The organism is Streptomyces sp. NPDC028308, from assembly GCF_055565855.1.
This window is the reverse complement of record NZ_JBVHTO010000002.1, coordinates 470201-488002: the sequence shown is the minus strand read 5'-3', so window position 1 is coordinate 488002 and position 17802 is coordinate 470201. Positions and strand designations below refer to the sequence as shown.

13 protein-coding genes and 1 pseudogene are annotated in these 17802 nt (G+C 72.3%); 7 read left to right on the top strand and 7 right to left on the bottom strand.

The window, feature by feature from the left end; translation table 11 throughout:
- Positions 1–40: 40 nt before the first annotated feature.
- Positions 41–2137 carry a potassium-transporting ATPase subunit KdpB gene (gene kdpB / locus ACZ4VA_RS06515; protein ID WP_388905305.1) on the top strand — a complete coding sequence of 699 codons (2097 nt, stop codon included), beginning with the start codon at positions 41–43 and terminating at the stop codon, positions 2135–2137.
- Positions 2138–2142: 5 nt separating this feature from the next.
- A complete protein-coding gene (locus tag ACZ4VA_RS06510; protein WP_355793335.1) occupies positions 2143–2811 on the top strand; it encodes a potassium-transporting ATPase subunit C in 669 nt (222 codons plus the stop codon).
- Between the two features lies 1 nt (position 2812).
- On the opposite strand, the gene ACZ4VA_RS06505 is transcribed toward ACZ4VA_RS06510, so the two are convergent.
- From ACZ4VA_RS06505 to ACZ4VA_RS06495, 3 genes and pseudogenes are all read right to left on the bottom strand, one after another.
- Positions 2813–3238: an SRPBCC family protein gene (locus ACZ4VA_RS06505; protein ID WP_355793337.1), complete on the bottom strand. Its 426-nt coding sequence runs from the start codon at positions 3236–3238 to the stop codon at positions 2813–2815.
- A gap of 86 nt (positions 3239–3324) precedes the next feature.
- Positions 3325–4365: a phosphotransferase gene (locus ACZ4VA_RS06500; protein WP_468080115.1), complete on the bottom strand. Its 1041-nt coding sequence runs from the start codon at positions 4363–4365 to the stop codon at positions 3325–3327.
- Between the two features lie 59 nt (positions 4366–4424).
- Positions 4425–6390: pseudogene (locus ACZ4VA_RS06495) on the bottom strand (heavy metal translocating P-type ATPase).
- Positions 6391–6605: 215 nt separating this feature from the next.
- On the opposite strand from ACZ4VA_RS06495, the gene ACZ4VA_RS06490 reads away from it, so the two are divergent.
- Positions 6606–7268 carry a class I SAM-dependent methyltransferase gene (locus tag ACZ4VA_RS06490; RefSeq protein ID WP_452922606.1) on the top strand — a complete coding sequence of 221 codons (663 nt, stop codon included), beginning with the start codon at positions 6606–6608 and terminating at the stop codon, positions 7266–7268.
- A gap of 27 nt (positions 7269–7295) precedes the next feature.
- Here ACZ4VA_RS06490 and ACZ4VA_RS06485 read toward each other — a convergent pair whose 3' ends face one another.
- Positions 7296–8411 carry an AI-2E family transporter gene (locus ACZ4VA_RS06485; protein ID WP_468080113.1) on the bottom strand — a complete coding sequence of 372 codons (1116 nt, stop codon included), beginning with the start codon at positions 8409–8411 and terminating at the stop codon, positions 7296–7298.
- A gap of 227 nt (positions 8412–8638) precedes the next feature.
- Positions 8639–9133, bottom strand: coding sequence for a peptidylprolyl isomerase (locus ACZ4VA_RS06480; protein ID WP_356172246.1), 495 nt, complete (start codon positions 9131–9133; stop codon positions 8639–8641).
- Positions 9134–9357: 224 nt separating this feature from the next.
- On the opposite strand from ACZ4VA_RS06480, the gene ACZ4VA_RS06475 reads away from it, so the two are divergent.
- Complete coding sequence (locus ACZ4VA_RS06475; RefSeq protein WP_468080111.1) at positions 9358–11595, top strand: SpoIIE family protein phosphatase; 2238 nt, start codon at positions 9358–9360, stop codon at positions 11593–11595.
- A gap of 438 nt (positions 11596–12033) precedes the next feature.
- A complete protein-coding gene (locus ACZ4VA_RS06470) occupies positions 12034–14016 on the top strand; it encodes an APC family permease (RefSeq protein WP_356172240.1) in 1983 nt (660 codons plus the stop codon).
- 130 nt (positions 14017–14146) lie between these two features.
- On the opposite strand, the gene ACZ4VA_RS06465 is transcribed toward ACZ4VA_RS06470, so the two are convergent.
- Together ACZ4VA_RS06465 and ACZ4VA_RS06460 are read right to left on the bottom strand one after the other, a co-directional pair.
- Positions 14147–14722: a TerD family protein gene (locus ACZ4VA_RS06465; protein WP_355793321.1), complete on the bottom strand. Its 576-nt coding sequence runs from the start codon at positions 14720–14722 to the stop codon at positions 14147–14149.
- 134 nt (positions 14723–14856) lie between these two features.
- Positions 14857–15894: a sigma-70 family RNA polymerase sigma factor gene (locus ACZ4VA_RS06460; protein WP_355793323.1), complete on the bottom strand. Its 1038-nt coding sequence runs from the start codon at positions 15892–15894 to the stop codon at positions 14857–14859.
- Between ACZ4VA_RS06460 and ACZ4VA_RS06455 the strand changes: the two genes are divergently transcribed.
- Both ACZ4VA_RS06455 and ACZ4VA_RS06450 read left to right on the top strand, forming a co-directional pair.
- Positions 15893–17296, top strand: a complete 1404-nt coding sequence (locus ACZ4VA_RS06455) for a DHA2 family efflux MFS transporter permease subunit (RefSeq protein ID WP_388905192.1) — start codon at positions 15893–15895, stop codon at positions 17294–17296. The two genes, ACZ4VA_RS06460 and ACZ4VA_RS06455, sit on opposite strands and share 2 nt — an antisense overlap.
- A gap of 281 nt (positions 17297–17577) precedes the next feature.
- A complete protein-coding gene (locus ACZ4VA_RS06450) occupies positions 17578–17766 on the top strand; it encodes a hypothetical protein (RefSeq protein WP_356172352.1) in 189 nt (62 codons plus the stop codon).
- The last annotated feature ends 36 nt before the right edge of the window (positions 17767–17802 follow it).

The following is a 17802-nucleotide window of genomic DNA, read 5'->3' as shown; positions in this document are numbered from 1 at the left end:
CCGAAGCGACAAGAACCGTACCGAGAACCAAGAGGACGCGATGTCCACAGCCACCCCGACCCGGGCGCCGCACGGCGATGTACCGGCCGTTCACCAGGACCGACAGCGCGCGGGCGCCGGCGTGTTCGGTCCCCGGCAGCTGCTCAAGGCGCTGCCGGACGCCCTCCGCAAGCTCGACCCGCGCGTGATGGTCACCTCGCCCGTGATGTTCGTCGTCCTCGTCGGCTCGGTGCTGACCACGGCGTTCGCGTTCAAGGACCCGGAAGACTGGTTCGGCTGGACGATCAGCGCGTGGCTCTGGCTGACCGTGATCTTCGCCAACCTCGCGGAGGCGGTCGCCGAGGGACGCGGCAAGGCGCAGGCGGACACCCTGCGCAGGGCGAAGACCGGCACGGTCGCCCGGCGCCTCGACGGTCCCTCGGAGGAGCGGGTGCCCGGCACCGAACTGCGCGTCGGCGACCTGGTGGTGTGCGAGGCGGGCGACATCGTCCCCGGCGACGGTGACGTCGTCGAGGGCGTGGCGTCCGTGGACGAGTCGGCGATCACGGGCGAGTCGGCACCGGTCATCCGCGAGTCCGGAGGCGACCGCAGCGCCGTCACCGGCGGGACCAGGGTCCTGTCCGACCGGATCGTCGTCCGGATCACGACGAAGCCGGGGGAGACCTTCATCGACCGGATGATCAGCCTGGTCGAGGGGGCGGCACGGCAGAAGACGCCCAACGAGATCGCGCTGAACATCCTGCTCGCCTCGCTCACCGTCGCCTTCCTGCTCGCGGTCGCCACCCTGCCCCCGTTCGCCGGGTACGCGGGTACGCACCTGACCATGGTCGTCCTGGTGGCGCTGCTGGTCTGCCTGATCCCCACCACCATCGGCGCGCTGCTGTCGGCGATCGGCATCGCCGGCATGGACAGGCTGGTCCAGCGCAACGTCCTCGCGATGTCGGGCCGCGCCGTCGAGGCGGCCGGTGACGTATCGACGCTGCTGCTCGACAAGACGGGCACCATCACCCTCGGCAACCGCCGCGCCTCGGAGTTCGTGCCGGTGACCGGCGCCACCGAGGCCGAGGTCGCCGAGGCCGCCCGGCTCTCCTCGCTGGCGGACGAGACGCCCGAGGGCCGCTCCGTCGTCGTCCTGGCGAGGGAGGCGTACGGGCTGCGCGAGGCCGATCCGGTGGTCCCGGCGCACGCCGAGTGGATCGGGTTCACCGCGCAGACCCGCATGTCGGGCGTGGACGTGGACGGGCGCAGCATCCGCAAGGGCGCCGCGGGCTCGGTCATCGCCTGGGTCCGGGACCGCGGGGGAGCGGTGTCCGCGGACGCGGGCGCGCTGGCCGACCGGATCGCCGAAGCGGGCGGCACACCGCTGCTCGTGGCCGTCGAGGACGAGCGGGGCGCCCGGGTGCTGGGCGTGATCCACCTCAAGGACGTCGTCAAGGAGGGCATGCGGGAGCGGTTCGGCGAGCTGCGCCGCATGGGCATCAGGACCGTCATGATCACGGGTGACAACCCGCTGACGGCCAAGGCGATCGCGGACGAGGCGGGTGTCGACGACTTCCTCGCGGAGGCGACACCCGAGGACAAGATGGCGCTCATCAGGCAGGAGCAGTCGGGCGGCAGGCTCGTCGCGATGACCGGCGACGGCACGAACGACGCGCCGGCCCTCGCCCAGGCCGACGTCGGCGTGGCCATGAACACCGGAACCTCGGCCGCCAAGGAGGCCGGGAACATGGTCGATCTGGACTCCGATCCGACCAAGCTCATCGAGATCGTCGAGATCGGCAAGCAACTCCTCATCACTCGGGGCGCGTTGACGACGTTCTCGATCGCCAACGACGTCGCGAAGTACTTCGCGATCATCCCCGCCCTGTTCGCCGCGGTCTACCCGGGCCTGGACCGGCTGAACATCATGCGGCTGTCCTCGCCGGACTCCGCGATCCTGTCCGCCGTCGTCTTCAACGCACTGATCATCATCGCGCTGGTCCCGCTCGCCCTGCGGGGTGTGCGGTACCGGCCGATGAGCGCGGACCGGCTGCTGCGGCGCAACCTCGGCGTCTACGGACTGGGCGGCCTGATCGCGCCGTTCGCCGGGATCAAGCTCATCGACCTGCTCATCTCCCTCATCCCAGGAATCGGCTGAACGCCATGAACAACTCGGTCACCAACTCCGCCCGGCTGCTCTGGGCCGGCCTGCGGGCCCTCCTGGTGCTCACCGTCGTGACGGGGATCCTGTATCCGCTCGCGGTCACCGGTGTCGCCCAGGCACTGTTCCCCGACAAGGCGAACGGCTCGCGGACATCGGCCGACGGCAGGGTCGTGGGCTCCTCGCTCATCGGCCAGTCCTACGACCTGCCCTCGGCGAAGGGCCGGCAGACGCCCGAGCCCGACCTGAAGTGGTTCCAGGGCCGCCCGCGGAACGGGCTCGGCACCAACACCGTCAACACGCGGTACGACCTGATCCTGTCCGGCGCCACCAACCGTGCCGCCGACGACAAGGACCTCATCGCCTGGGTGACGGCCGCGAAGAAGGCCGTCGTCGAGGACAACTCGGTGAACGGCTACACGGTCAGGCCCTCCGATGTGCCCCCCGACGCGGTGACGTCCTCCGGATCGGGCCTGGACCCGGACATCTCCCCGGAGTACGCCGACCTCCAGGTGCACCGCGTGGCCGAGCGGAACGCCCTGCCGGTCGCCCGGGTGCAGCGGCTCGTCGACGAGCACACCGAGGGCCGCACCCTCGGCTTCATGGGTGAACCGCGCGTCAACGTCCTCGAACTCAACGTCGCGCTGCGGGCGTTGACAGCGAAGGGGTGAGTCAGCTCGCCGCCGCGGTCTCGGCGAGCTTCTGGAACTCACCGAGGTCGTAGTTGGCCAGCGCCGAGTCCAGGTTGGTCAGCGCGCCGATGTGCTCCACGAAGCCCTTCGGGTCGTACTCGATCTGCAGGGCCACCCTGCTCGACGTCTCACTGAGCCGGTGGAAGGTGACGACACCGGCGTGGTGGACGCCCTCGGTGGTCCGCCAGGCGATCCGCTCCTCGGGGATCACCTCGGTGAGTTCCGCGACGAAGTTCTTGTCCGCGCCCGGCAGGGACAGCTGCCAGGCGAAACGCCGTTCGTCGAGCGGCTCCACGATGCGTACGTGGCTGAGGAACGACGGCCATCGGGTCACGTCGCTCCACAGCGCCCAGGTGACGGCCACCGGGGCTTCGATGTCGACGGTCTCCACCAGGGAGGCGGACATGCGGCACCTCTTTCTCGACTGCGGTCGTACGGGTCCGTGAGGCCTCGGCTACCCGCCGCCGCCGTGCTCACACGGGCACCGCCGCCTCACCCGGTGGACACCGCCGTCACCTCCGGCGGCGGGTCGGCGAGGAGCCGCAGCAGCCAGTACGCGCTCTCCTCCGCCCCGTCGGTGTCGGCGGCGCCCTCGGCCACCGGGGCCGGCGCGGGGAACAGCCGCATCCAGGACGCGGCCCGGCCGAGGGCGCTCAGCCGCCACGCCAGGTCCACGGCCCGTCGCAGGTCAGCCGTCGTCCGCCCCGGCTCCGTCCACGGTTCGAGGTAGGCGTCCCGGAGCCGCGGCAGCACCTGCGGCCGGTACCGTTCGGCGGCGCTCCGGGCGGCGACCGGCAGGCTGCAGAAAGGGTGCGAGACGGCCGCGTCGCCCCAGTCGAAGAAGACGAACCGTCCGGGCTCCGGACGGAACAACTGCCCGTCGTGCAGGTCCGAGTGGTCGAGGGAGTCGGCGATCCCGAGGGCCGCGAGCTCCGCGCACCACTCCTCCAGACGCGGGCGGAGCTTCTCCAGCCTCGCCCGCTCGTCCGGCTCCAGCGCGGAGTTGCCGGCGAGGAGCCGGTCGAAGACGTCGGGCAGGGCGGAGGTGCGGGCGCTCGGGACACCCAGCGTCTCCATCTGCCGGGTGTGACCCACCAGCGTGCGCTGCATCGCCGCGTACCGGCCCAGGAACTCCTCCCACGCCCGCGGGCCCGCCGTCTCCCGGTCGAGTACGTCCCTGAAGAGTTCACCGCCGTCGGGCAGCAGCGACCAGCCCCGATCGGCGTCGACCGCCAGCGGCTCCAGAACCTGCCCCGGCACCCAGCGCGCCAGCGACTCCGTCAGAGCGCCCTCGAAGGCACCGGCCGGCGGACTCGCCTTGAACCACACGGCGCCGTCCGCGCCGACGGGGAAGCGCACCAGGACGGACCACGGCCGCACCCGTACCGTCGACGGCCCCTCGACGCGCAGGCCATGACCGGACAGTCGCTCCCGCACCCAGCCCAGAGCCGCCTGCCGCCACGCCTCCCGCTCCCAGGGAGTCACCGCGTCCTGGTACCGCCCCCGGTCCACGACCGCCACCTCGTACGCCATCGCGCCATCACAGCAGCGCGCCGGACGAGGTGCCACCTGTTTTTCCGGTGCAGCCCCGGTCAGCCGGCCGCCGACGACCGCCACGCGGAAGACCGCAGCAGCCGCAGCCCGTTGAGCCCGACGAGCACGGTGGAACCCTCGTGACCGGCCACGCCCAAGGGCAAAGGGAGATGCCCGGCCAGGTCCCACACCACCAGGGCCCCGATGCACACGGAGGCGATGACGAGGTTCTGCACCACCAGTCGCCGGGCCCGGCGCGAGAGGGCGACGACGGCGGGCACGGTGGCCAGTTCGTCACGCACGACGACGGCGTCCGCGCTCTCCAGGGCCAGGTCCGAACCCCGCCCGGCCCATGGCGATGCCGCAGTGCGCGGCGGCCAGCGCGGGAGCGTCGTTCACCCCGTCGCCGACGACCAGGACCCGCTCGCCGGCCCGCCCCCATTCCCGTACGGCCGCCACCTTGTCCTGGGGCAGCAGCGCGGACCGTACGTCGGTGATCCCGGCCTCGCTCGCCAGGCGGCTCGCGGCCCGCGCGTTGTCGCCCGTGAGCAGTGCCGGGGCCGAGCCGGTGAGACGGCCGAGCGCGGCGACGGCGTCCGCCGCGCCCGGACGCAGCCGGTCGCTCACGCCGAGGACCGCGACCGGCGTGCCGTCGACCAGGACGACGACTGCCGTTCGCCCCTCGGCCTCCGCCTCCGCCACGGCCGCCCGGGCCGTGGCGTCGGCGTCGGGCAGGTGGGCCGGGCTGCCGACCCGCACCTCGTGGCCCTCGACCACGGCCCGCACGCCCCGGCCCGGCTCCGCCGAGAAGTCCTCCGCCGGCGCCGGGCGCACACCGGCCTCGCCGGCGGCGGCGACCACCGCGCGGGCGAGCGGGTGCTCGCTGGGGTGTTCGGCGCCGGCGGCGAGGGCGAGCGCCCGCCGCGCGTCCATGCCCGCACCGGGCAGTGCCCGTACCTCGACGACCTCGGGGGCGCCTTCGGTGAGCGTGCCGGTCTTGTCCAGGGCGACCCGGGTCACGCTCCCCAACCGCTCCATCACCACGGCCGACTTGACGAGGACGCCGTGCCGTCCGGAGTTGGCGATCGCGGACAGCAGCGGGGGCATGGTGGCCAGCACCACCGCACAGGGCGAGGCCACGATCATGAACGTCATCGCCCGCAGCAGGGTCTCGGTGACGTCGGCGCCGAAGGCGGTCGGCACGGCGAACAGGGCGAGCGTCGCGACCACCACGCCGACCGAGTAGCGCTGCTCGATCCTCTCGATGAACAGCTGGGTCGGCGCCTTGGTGGCGCTCGCCTCCTCGACCATGGCGACGATCCGCGCGATGACCGACCGGGAGGGGTCCTCGGTCACGCGCACGCGCAGTGCCCCGGTGCCGTTCAGCGTCCCGGCGAACACTCCGTCCCCGACCGTCCTGGGCACCGGGAGGGGCTCACCCGTGATGGTGGCCTGGTCCACGTCACTGGCCCCCTCCAGCACGGTCCCGTCCGCGGGCAGCCGCTCACCGGGCCGTACGAGCACGGTGTCGCCGGTCCGCAGGGCGGACGCCTCGACGCTCTCCTCGCCGCCCTCCGGGGTCAGCCGCACCGCCGTGGCGGGGGCCAGGTCGAGGAGCCCGCGCACGGAGTCCTCGGTACGCCGGGTCGCCAGGGCCTCCAGCGCGCCGGACACCGCGAAGATCACGATCAGCAGTCCGCCGTCGAGGAACTGCCCGATGGCCGCGGCGCCCAGAGCGGCCACCACCATCAGCAGGTCGACGTCGAGACTGCGCTCGCGCAACGCCTGGACGCCCGCCCGGCCGGGCTCCCAGCCGCCCGCCGCGTAGCAGAGGGCGTAGAGCGGGCCCCAGGTCCAGGCGGGCGCGCCCGCGAGATCTAGCGGGAACGCCGACAGGAAGGCCACCAGGGACAGCGCCGCCCACCGGACCTCGGGAAGCGCCGACAGGCGGGTGCGGCGGGGCCGAGGGGGTGCCGGGCGGCCGGAGACCGGGGACGGCCGGTCGTCGACCAGCGCAGAAGCCATCGGAGGACACCTCGTGGGTCGTGCGGGGACAGGGACGGAAGCCTCCACCATAACGGAACGTATGAAGATGTCTTCAAGTGTTCCCTCTGAACTGTCCGGGACCAGCAGTCCCGGGGTCTCGTCCCCGCGCTCCAGGTGAACGGCGCGAGGGTCGGGGGCTCGACGCTCCGTTGTGGGCCCGCCACCGTGAGTGCGAGGATGCACGACGCCAGCACATGACGACCGGGGGGCGAAGAGTGAGCGACGCGCAGCGGGAGCCGGAGGCGGCCGTGGTGTTCGACGCGCTGGGGGCCGACTACGAGAAGGCGTTCGCCGGATCGGAGCCGCACCGGCGGTCACTGGAGGGGCTGCTCGCCCGGCTGCGCCCCGGCAGCAGAGTGCTCGACGTGGGGAGCGGCACGGGGCGGCCCACCGCCTCGACGCTCGCCGCGGCGGGCCACGACGTGCTCGGCGTCGACGTCTCGCCGGTCATGGTCGAACTCGCCGCCCGCCAGGTGCCCGAAGCCGCCTTCCGCTGCGCGGACATCCGTGAAGTCCCCCTGGAGGAAGGCTCGTTCGACGCGGTCTGCGTGTACTTCTCGTTGCTCCAGCTGTCCCGCGAGGAGCAGTCGGCCCTGGTGGCGCGGCTGGCGCGGACGGTGAGGCCCGGCGGGGACCTGGTGCTCGCCACCGTGCCCGTGGACGTCGAGGGCGTCGACGCCGTCTTCATGGGGCAGCCCGTGCGGGTGACGAGCTACTCGGCCGCGGACTTCACCGCGATGGTGAAGGGGGCCGGTCTGGAGGTGCTGGCGGAGGAGAGCGCGATGTTCACCCCCGCTCACCCGGACGCCGCCCCCGAACCGCATCTCTTCCTGCACTGCCTGCGTCCGGCCCTCTGACCCGGCGTCCGGCCGGGCGGGGCGGTCCTACGACGGGACGGCGGCACCGTCGAGCGAGTCGTCCGCCTCCGGTTCCTGCGGCGGATCGCTGAGCTGTTCGCGTACGTAGTTCCAGACGACGGCGATCAGCGCGGCGACCGGGACTGCCAGCAGGCTGCCCACGATGCCGGCCAGGCTGCCGCCCAGCGTGACCGCGAGCAGGACCACCGCCGCGTGCAGGCCGAGGCCGCGGCTCTGGATGATCGGCTGGAACACGTTCCCTTCGAGCTGCTGCACCACGATGATGATCGCCAGCACGAGGAGGGCGTCCGTCAGGCCGTTCGACACCAGCGCGATGAGCACGGCCACGAAGCCCGCGAACAGGGCGCCCACGATCGGCACGAACGCGGACACGAAGGTCAGCACGGCCAGCGGAAGCACCAGCGGCACTCCCAGCACCCACAGCCCGATGCCGATGAAGACGGCGTCGAGCAGGCCCACGAATGCCTGGGAGCGCACGAACGCGCCGAGCGTGTCCCAGCCGCGCTCGGCCACGGTCGGGATGTCGGTCGCCAGACGGCCGGGCAGCTGACGGGTCAGCCACGGCAGGAACCGCGGGCCGTCCTTGAGGAAGAAGAACATCAGGAAGACGGCCAGCACGGCGGTGACGACACCGTCGATCACGGTGTTCACCCCGGTGAAGACGGCGGTGACCCAGCTGCCCGCGCTGTTCCTGATCCGGTCGGCGGCGGCGTCGGAGGCCCCGCTGATCTGGTCGTCGCCGATGTTCAGCGGCGGCCCGGCCGCCCACTCCCGCAGCTTGTGGATGCCGTCCACGACCCCGTCGGTGAGTTCGCCGGACTGGGACGCCACCGGCACCGCGATGAGCGCGACGATCCCGGCGGTGACGAGGAGGAACAGCACGGTCACGACCGAGGCCGCCAGGGCGGGGCGCCACCCGCGGCCGCGCAGGAACCGGGCCAGCGGCCAGGTCAGGGTCGTGATGAAGAGGCCCACTATGAGGGGCCAGACGACCGACCACATGCGGCCCAGCAGCCAGAGGGCCACCGCGGCCAGCACGAGGACCAGCAGCAGATCGACGGAGACCCGTGCCGTGTTGCGCAGCGCGGCGCGCGATTTCGTGGAACTCAGCGTGGCAGACATGGGGGTCACCTTATGGGTACCGCCGACACGCCCTTCTCGGGTGCCGCAGGGACGGCGGGACCTCCGGCGGCTGACGGGTCGTCAACTGCCGGGCGGCTCGGCCTTACCCGTGACGCAGCGCGCCCCCCGCCGGTCGTGACGACCGGCAGGGGGCGGCTTGCGCGGACTGCGCGGGCTCGGAGGCGAGCCCGGTCGGCCCCCGTCGGGGAAGGGGGCCGGAGGGGGACTCAGACAGTCCCGGACTTGACGATCTTGACGGACGTCTTGGGGGTGCCGCTGGAGGAGCCCTGCGCCTCGATCTTCTTCACGAGGTCGAAGCCCTCGACGACCTCGCCGAACACGACGTGCTTGCCGTCGAGCCAGCTGGTGACGATGGTGGTGATGAAGAACTGCGAGCCGTTGGTGTTCGGGCCGGCGTTGGCCATGCTCAGCAGGCCCGGCTTGGTGTGCTTGAGCTGGAAGTTCTCGTCCTTGAACTTCTCGCCGTAGATGCTCTTGCCGCCCGTGCCGTCACCCCGGGTGAAGTCACCGCCCTGGAGCATGAACTCGGGGATGATGCGGTGGAACCGCGAGCCCTCGTAGCCGAAGCCGTGCTCGCCGGTGGCGAGCTCCCGGAAGTTGCGAGCGGTCTCGGGCACGACGTCGTCGTACAGCTTGAAGACGATGCGGCCGGCCGGCTCATTGCCGATCTCGATGTCGAAGAACACGTTGTCAGTGGTCATACCCACCATGATCACACCATCGTGGCGTGGAACCGACCGATTCCGCGGAGCTGTCACTCTCGTCTCACCGTTTGCGGCATGATGTCCAGCCGCAACGCGTGACGCACCGTGACGGCCGTGTCGCGTGAGGTGGCCGCGGCGGCCCTGGCGGTGGCGGGCCCCTGGGGGAGGTGCGAGAGTCGTTACGACTGTCCGCGAACCTCGTGAGCACAGGCAGGTGCCCCATGCCGCGACCACAGGCGCCTCTGTTCGTCATGGACGGACGGGCGAGGGTGCTGAGCTGGAGCGAGTGGGCCCGGCGACTTCTCGGCCGGCCGGCCGAGGACGCGGTGGGTACACCCGCCCTGCAGGTGCTGTCCGCGGAGCCGGACGACGTGGCGCCGTCCCCAGGCGACCGGGGCGACGGCTGGTACGTCCGCCGGGTACCCGGCGACTCCGCGGGACAGGAATGGGGGGTGTGGCCCGCCGGACCGGCCGAACCCGACGGACTGGACGACGCCGTACTCGACGCGGTCTTCACGCAGTCGGCGGTGGGCCTGCACGTGCTCGACACGGACCTGCGGGTCGTCCGCGTCAACACCGTGGCCGTCGGCATGCGCGGCGTGCCCGAGGACAGCATCGTGGGGCGGTCCGTCACCGAGGCCTACGCGGGGCTGAGCGACGACGTCGTGGAGAGCACCGTGCGCGAGGTGCTGGAGACGGGGCGCCCGAGCCGTGACGTGCTGGTGCGTGCGTACCCGCGTGTGGACCCGGGCCGCGAGCACGTCTTCTCGACCTCGGCCTTCCGCCTCCAGGACAGGACGGGCCGTCCGCTCGGCGTGGTGGCCACCGCCGTGGACGTCACCGAGCGCGAGCGCGCCCAGGCCCGCCTGCGGCTCCTGCGCACCGCGCACGAGACGATCGGCCGCAGTCTGGACGTGCTGCACACCGCCCAGGAACTGGTCGACGTGACCGTGCCCGCGTTCGCCGACGGGATCCTGGTGGCGCTCACCGACTCGGTCCTGCGCGGCAAAGCGCCGGAGACGCTGCCGAGGGAGATCTCCCCGCTGCTGCGCTGCGCAGCCGTCGCGGGCGCCCATTGGCAGCCGCCCGAGCCCGGCGCGATCCTGCTTCCGGGCCTCTTCGGCGGCGAGCTGCCCGCCAAGCCCGCCCTGGTGCCGTCGCCGTCCCCGGACGCGAGTGACGGCGACGGCCTGTCCGGGCAGGTGTCCCTCGTCGTACCGCTCACGGCACGCGGCCAGATCTTCGGTGTCGTCGCCTTCCGCAGGGCCGCGGGTGCGGAGCCGTTCGAGCCGGACGACCTGACCCTCGCCGACGGCATCGCCGCCCGTACGGCGACCTGCCTGGAGAACGCGCTGCGCTTCACCCGCGAGCACATCGTCATGACGGCGCTGCAGGGCAGGCCGCAACGGCAGGAGGCCGCGACCCACCGCGCCGTCGAGATCGCCCAGGGACACCGCGCCGACGGCGGCGGAGCGGGGGCCTGGTGCGACGTGATCCCGCTGTCCGGCGCGCGGGTCGCCCTGGTCGTCGGACAGGTCCAGCAGCCAGGCATCAGCGGCGTGGCGACGATGAGCCAGCTGCGGACCGCCGTGCACAGCCTCGCCGGCCTCGACCTCGAACCCCACGAGCTGCTCGCCCGCCTGCACGCCACGACCCTCAGGCTGGCCGCCGAGCAGGGGGAAGCCTCCGTCGCCGACGCGCCGACCGCGAGCTGTGCGTTCGCCGTCCACGACCCGGTGGCCGGGCGGCTCGACATCGCACGTGCGGGGATGTCGCTGCTGTGCCTCGTCCGCCCGGACGGTTCCGTGGACCCCGCACCGGTGCCGGCCGGGCCGCTCCTCGGCGCCGAGGGACCGCCGTTCCCCTGCGGGTCGGAGGTCCTTCCCGCCGGAAGCACCCTCTGCGTGGCCTCGCAGCCGCTCTCCTCCCGCGGGGTCGCGTCGACGGAGCGGCTGGTCGAAGCCCTCGCGCACCCCGGTCAGAGCCCCCGGTCCATGGCCGACGAGGTGGAGAAGATCGTCGCGGAGGACGCGGTGGTGCTCATCGCGCGCACCCGCCACCTGCCTGCCGACGAACTCGCGGAATGGCACGTACCGGCCGAGCCCTCGGCGGTGCGGCAGACCCGCCGGGACGTCGAACAGCGACTGGAGGAGTGGGGCGTGGACGTCGACCCGTTCTCCGTGCAGCTGGTCGTCAGCGAACTCGTCACCAATGCCGTCCGCTACGGGGAGGCGCCGATCACCCTGCGCCTGCTCAGGGGTGAGGACAGCCTGATCTGCGAGGTGAGCGACGCCGCGCTGACCGCCCCGTACCTGCGGCACGCCAAGGCGAACGAGGAGGGCGGACGAGGACTGCACATCTGCGCGAGCGTCACGGAGAGCTGGGGCGTGCGGTACTCGGACACGGACAAGACGGTCTGGACGGAGATCGCCGTGGGCGGGACCGGCCCGACGGCATGACCGCACGCCTCACCCGCGGCGTCCGCCCGCAGCCTCCCGCGCCGCGTCCGGCCGCCCTCGCCATCCGGCGCTTCGGGTACACGGCGGGACGAGTCCGTACGCCGTCATCCCGGCCGGGTCGCCGGGGACCGCGGCCGTCCCGAGCGCGCTCATGTCACCCGCTCCTGACCCCGTCACCGTTCGCCGCCGACGATGCGATCGCCGTCCCGCCACGGCCGACCCGCCGCCCGGGCGCGAGCCTGCGCACCGGGCGTCGCGGGCCCGCCCGGGTGAGAGCCGGACGAGCGGGAAGAAGGGGTGCGGCCGGCACGGCGGGGCGGCGACCGCCCCGGTGCGGGCGACGACTTCGGCAGGTCGCATACTCGATGATCGTCTGCCCGTGCCGGCCACCGCGACGGGTGCGCCGGACGGCAGCAATCGGAAGGATCGATCGGGGACATGAAGGCAGCGAACGAGCCGGCCATGCCGGAAGAGGTGGAGAGTCCCGCCCTGCGGGAGCAGCCCACCGGTGGACTGGCGAGGTGGCTGCTCCGCCACCGGGTGCAGCCAGTGGGGCCCGCGGCGGGGGAGGGACACACCAAGCCGCAGTCCTGGTGGAAGGTGATGTGCCTGACCGGTGTCGACTACTTCTCCAGCCTGGCCTACGTCCCGGCGATCGCCGCGCTCGCGGCGGGAGCGGTGTCACCGCTGGCGACCCTGCTCATCGTCGCCCTGACCCTGGTCGGCATGCTGCCGATGTACCGGCGCGTGGCCCGAGAGAGCCCGCACGGAGCCGGCTCGGTGGCGATGCTGGAGGACCTGCTGCCGTTCTGGTGGGGCAAGCTCTTCGTGCTGGTCCTGCTCGGGTTCGTGGCCACCTCGTGGATCATCACGATCACCCTGTCCACGGCGGACGCTTCCGTGCACGTGGTGGAGAACCCGTTCTTCCCGCACGCCCTGCACGGCCACGAGGTCGGCCTCACCGTGACCCTGCTCTTGCTCCTCGGCGGGGTGTTCCTCCTCGGGTTCAGCGAGGCGGTCAAGGTGGCCATCCCGCTGGTGGGCGTCTTCCTGGCGCTCAACGCGGTCGTGGTCGGCGTCGGCCTGGTGGACGTCTTCACCACGTCCGGCGCCCTCTCGGCATGGACGGACGCCCTCGGCGACACCGGGGGCGGCTTCGGCGACCTGGCCGAACCGGCCCTGCTCGCTTTCCCGCTGCTCGTCCTCGGTCTGTCCGGATTCGAGACCGGCGTCAGCATGATGCCCCTGGTCGCCGCGAAGGGCAGCGACCCCGAGCAGCAGCTCCGTTCCCGGATCCGCAACACGCGCCGCCTGCTCACGACCGCCGCCCTCATCATGAGCGTGTACCTGCTGGCCGCGAGCTTCGTGACCACCGTCCTCATCCCGCACAAGGAGTTCGAGTCCGGTGGCGAGGCCAACGGCCGCGCACTGGCCTGGCTCGCGCACGAGAAGGTCGGCGAGGCCTTCGGCACCGCCTACGACATCAGCACCATCCTGATCCTGTGGTTCGCCGGGGCGTCCGCGATGGCCGGACTCATCAACATCGTGCCCAGGTACCTCCCGGACTACGGCATGGCCCCCGAGTGGGGACGCGCGGTACGCCCCGTCGTCATCGTCTACACCATCCTGTGCGTCGCCATCACCATCGCCTTCGACGCCGACGTCGACGCGCAGGCCGGGGCCTACGCCACCGGCATCCTGGCCATGATGGTCTCCGGAGCGTTCGCCGTCACGGTCTCCGTCGTCCGCGGCGGCAAGCGTGTGCACGGCATCGGCTTCGGCCTGCTCACCGCGGTCCTGCTCTACGCCCTGATCGCCAACATCATCGACAAGCCCGACGGCATCGCCATCTCGGGGGCGTTCATCGCCGGCATCATCGTCGTCTCACTCGTGTCCCGGGTCTCGCGCACCACCGAACTGCGGGCCGACCGGATCGTGTTCGACGCCGAGGCGCGCCGCTTCATCGACGACACGCTCGCCCACGACAACTCCATCAACATCATCGCCAACCGGCGGGAGACCGGCGCCAGCGCCGAGTACGCCCACAAGGAGCGTGAGCAGCGGGGCAACAACCCGGTGCCCGGCCCGGCCGACGTGCTGTTCCTGGAGATCGACGTGGTGGACCCGTCCGACTTCAGCGAGACCCTCTCCGTACGCGGTGTGGAGGTCGACGGCTACCGGGTCCTGCGCGCCGAGGCCCCGGCGGCACCCAACGCCATCGCGGCGATCCTGCTGGCGCTGCGCAACGCCACCGGCGTTCTTCCGCACTGCTACTTCGCGTGGGCGGAGGGAAGTCCGCTGATCCACATGTTCCGTTACTTCCTGCTCGGCCGCGGCGACACCGCTCCCGTCACCCGCGAGATCATCCGCAGCAACGAGCCGGAGCCCGACCGCCGTCCCGGCATCCACGTCGGCGGCTGACGAAACCACACCCGTGGGGCGGCCCGGCTCCCGTCCCACGGGCCCGGTCTCGTCGGCTCCCCGGGAAACGAGACCGCCGCCCGGCCCCGGGAAACGGGACGGCGGGCGGCGGTGACGAACGAGAGCCTGGTCAGACGTTGACACCGAAGTCGGAGGCGATGCCGGACAGACCGGACGCATAACCCTGCCCGACCGCGCGGAACTTCCAGTCGGAGCCGTGCCGGTACAGCTCCCCGAAGACCATCGCGGTCTCGGTGGAGGCGTCCTCGGACAGGTCGTAGCGCGCGAGTTCCTGACCGCCCGCCTGGTTCACGACGCGGATGAACGCGTTGCGGATCTGGCCGAAGCTCTGGCCGCGGCTGTCCGCGTCGTGGATCGAGACCGGGAACACGATCTTGTCGACGTCGGCGGGTACGGCGGCGAGGTTCACCTTGATGGACTCGTCGTCACCCTCGCCCTCACCGGTGAGGTTGTCACCGGTGTGCTCGACCGAACCGTCGGGGCTCTTCAGGTTGTTGTAGAAGACGAAGTGCTGGTCGGAGAGGACCTTGCCCGAGGCGTCCACCAGCAGCGCGGAGGCGTCGAGGTCAAAGTCTGCTCCCGTGGTGGTCCGTACGTCCCAGCCCAGGCCCACGAGGACCGCGGTCAGACCGGGCGCCTCCTTGCTGAGCGAGACGTTGCCACCTTTGGACAGGGAAACTCCCACGCTGTTCTCCTCCGCGATACGGCCGTTTCGGGCACCCGCACCGGATGAGCGGACCCCCCACGACGAAACCTACAACACCGAGGAAAAATCGGTGCGGTTCGGGATCGGCCACCTCAAGAAGCCAGACACGCAGTTCAGATGCGGGTGGGCAGGCCGAACCGCCGTACGTGCGCGGGGTCGTGGAAGGCGGTGACGGCGGCGACGGCCGGACCGCGCAGGGTGAGGACCTGGACGGAGAAGGCGTCCCCGGAGTGGTAGACGGCGAACCCGGGCTGCCCGTTGGCCCGCACCGGCACCAACCGGGCATCTTTGCCGCGCAGTTTGGCGGCGAGCAGCGCGGCCACGCTGTCACGGCCGGAGAACCAGGACGGGTTGGGCGGCATCTGCCAGACCGCGTCCTCGGTCAGCAGCCGGGTCAGTGCCGCGACGTCGGCGCGCTCGAAGGCGTCGACGTAACGGTCGAGCAGTTCGCGCCGGTCCCGCTCGGGAGGCTCGGTGATCTCGTCGATGGCCGGCTCCAGCCGGTCGAGGCGGGCCCGGGCGCGCTGGAGGGCGCTGTGCACCGCCGCCGGGGTGATCGCGAGGACCTCGGCGGTCTCCTCGGCGGACCAGGAGAGCACGTCCCGCAGGATCAGCACCGTGCGCTGCCGCGCCGGCAGATGCTGCAGGGCGGCGATCAGGGCCAGCCGCAGTCCGGTGCGCCCGGCCACGACGGCCGCCGGATCGGCCAGCTCGTCGGGAAGGGGCTCCAGCCACGGGATCTCCGGTCTGCGCGGATCCAGCGCCGTCGGGTCGGTGGCCGGGCCGCCGAGACCGGCGGGCAGCACCCGGCGGCTGCCGTGGCGCAGCGCGTTGAGGCAGGCGTTGGTGGCGATCCGGTAGAGCCAGGTACGCAGCGACGCACGCCCCTGGAAGTCCTCGTACGACCGCCAGGCCCGCAGATATGTCTCCTGCACCAGGTCCTCCGCGTCCTGCGCCGAGCCCAGCATGCGGTAGCAGTGGGTCAGCAGTTCCCGCCGGAACGGCCCGGTCAGTCGGACGAACTCGTCGTGCGGCTGGTCTGTCGAGGTCACCCTGCACTCCTCCTTTTCTTGTACAGACACCCGGGGCCGCCCGAATTCATCGGGTGCGGCCCGGCCGATCCCGGCGGCGCCGCGGGTCGGTACGGGCATGAACAGAAAATGGGTACTGGGGCTCACTTCCGCGGCCTCGGTGATGGTGGCGCTCGACGCCACCGTGGTGACCACGGCACTGAGCCGGATCCGGCTGGATCTCGGCACCTCGATCGAGCAACTCGAATGGACGGTGAACGCCTACAGCCTGAGCTTCGCGGTCCTGCTGATGACCGGCGCGGTGCTTGGCGATCGCTTCGGGCGGCGGCTGGTCTTCATGACGGGACTGGCACTCTTCACGGCGGCCTCGGTCGCCTGCGCGCTCGCACCGGGCGTGGGCTGGCTGATCGCGGCACGCGCGGTGCAGGGCGCCGGTGCCGCCCTGGTCATGCCGCTGGCGATGGCCCTGCTCAGTGCCGCCTACCCGCCGCCGGAGCGGCCGAAGGCCCTGGGTCTCTTCGCCGGGCTGACCGGGCTCGCGGTGGTCGCGGGGCCGGTCGTGGGCGGCGCGGTCACCCAGGGACTCGCCTGGCAGTGGATCTTCTGGCTCAACCTGCCCATCGGCCTGGCCGTCGTCCCGCTCGTGCTTCGGCGGGTCCCGGAGAGCCGGGGCGGGGCGGCGGCGGTGGACACGGGCGGTCTGGTGCTGGTCACCGGTGCCGCGCTCGGGCTGGTGTGGGGGCTCGTCCGCTCGCACGGCGCGGGGTGGGCGAGCGCCGAGGTGACCGGAGCGCTGGCCGCGGGCGTGCTCTGCGCGGTCGCCTTCGTGGCCTGGCAGCGGGCCGCCCGGCACCCGATGGTGCCCCTGGCGCTGTTCCGGCTCCCCGGCTTCGCCGCGGGCAACGCCGCCGGGGTGTTCCTCTACGCCTCGTTGTACGGATCCCTGTTCTTCACGGCGCAGTACTTCCAGACCGGCCGCGGGGACACGCCGCTCGGCGCCGGACTGCATCTGCTGGCGTGGACCGGGGCGGTCACGGTCGTGGCACCGCTGGCGGGCAGGCTGACGCAGCGGATCGGCGCGCGTCCACCGGCCGCACTCGGGCTGGCACTCCAGGCGGCCGGGATGGGATGGCTCGCGCTCGTCTGCACCCCCTCCGTGCCGTACGAGCAGCTCATCGCCCCGATGCTCGTCGCCGGGACGGGCGTGAGCATGGCGATGCCGGCCGCCCAGACCGCCGTACTGAACGCCGTCCAGCCGGAGCAGATCGGCAAGGCCTCCGGGGTGTTCAACACCGGCCGTCAACTGGGCGGGGTCTTCGGAGTGGCCGTCCTGGCGCTGGTGTTCAGCAAGGCCGGCGGCTACGCGGACACCGCCGCCTTCACCGACGGGTTCACGGCGGCGATCGCCGTCAGCGGCGCGCTGTCGCTCGCCGGAGCGCTGGCAGCGCTGTTCGTCCCCGGCCGCCGCCCCGCACCGGCACCCGCCACCCACGCACCGCCGGTGGTCACGTCACAGCGCTGACGGTGCTCCGGTCCGGCCGGCGGCCCCTGACCCGCCGGCCGGCCGCGTCGAGTGGTTGCGGCGGGTGCGGGCCGCGTGGAAGCGTTGATCATTGCTGGGTGCGGGCGGTGCGGAGCGAGGGTATCCGGGAAGGGTGAAGGCGGTGAGTCCCTCGGAGGGTGGCCGGGGGCCGTCCAGCGCTGGGAGTGCGACGGGGGCGGACGGCGCCCGGATCGCGCACGGTTGGCGGGAACAGAGGAGTGCCGGTGAGTGAACAGCGTCAGGACCGCGACTGGACGGCTATGACGCCGGGAGACTTCGACCGGGACGCCCCGCTGCGCCTGAGCGTCGGCACGGGGCCCACCGCCGTACCGGCCGAGCCCGACGAGTACGGCACCGAACCGCTGTTCGGCAACGAGACCCCGGCCCGGCGGACCGGCCCCCGCGCGCGCCGCCGGTCCGCGACCGCCGAGCAGGAACACCTCTTCTAACCGGACCGGACCGGACCGGACAGAACCGGACCGGCC